Genomic DNA, 640 nt, shown 5'->3' with positions numbered 1-640 from the left:
GCGCCCATTATTGGGCGCGCGAGATTGCAACTTTCGGTCATCAAGTGCGGCTGATTCCGCCGGCTTATGTCAAACCCTTCGTGAAGCGCGGCAAGACGGATGCGGCGGATGCCGAGGCCATCAGCGAGGCCGTGACTCGCAAGACCATGCGCTTCGTTCCGATCAAAACGGCTGAGCAACAAGCCGCAATGATGGTCCTGAAGAGTCGCGCACTTCTGGTGAAACAGCAAACGCAGACTATCAACGCCCTACGCTCGCATCTCGCCGAGTTGGGCATCATTGCCGCCGCTGGCCGGACAAAGGTCGAGGCGTTGGTTGCAATCGTACGGGACGTAGCAGATGTCCGCTTGCCTGCGGCAGCGCGCGTCGCCCTGACGGCAGTTGCCGATCAGATCGAGGCCCAGGCGGACCAGATTGACAAGCTCGAGCGAGCCATTGTTGCTGCGGCAAAGACCGACAAGGACATGCGCCGACTGACTACGATCCCCGGCATTGGAGCCATTACAGCGGCGACCATCAAGGCGCTGGTGCCAGATCCCGGCGGCTTCAAATCCGCTCGTCACTTTGCTGCCTGGCTGGGACTGACGCCACGACAGCATTCGAGTGGGGGCAAGGAGCGGATGGGACGCATCTCGAAGAT

General features: G+C 60.9%; 1 protein-coding gene. It reads left to right on the top strand.

The annotated features are described in order from the left end of the window. Positions 1 to 640: IS110 family RNA-guided transposase (locus ACZIRK_RS45385; protein ID WP_474419866.1), on the top strand; the 640-nt coding region annotated here is incomplete at both ends.

The sequence above is a fragment of the Bradyrhizobium sp. Leo114 genome (genome assembly GCF_055229415.2).
The sequence above is the reverse complement of the archived record's forward strand: the minus strand, read 5'-3'. Positions and strand labels throughout refer to the sequence as shown.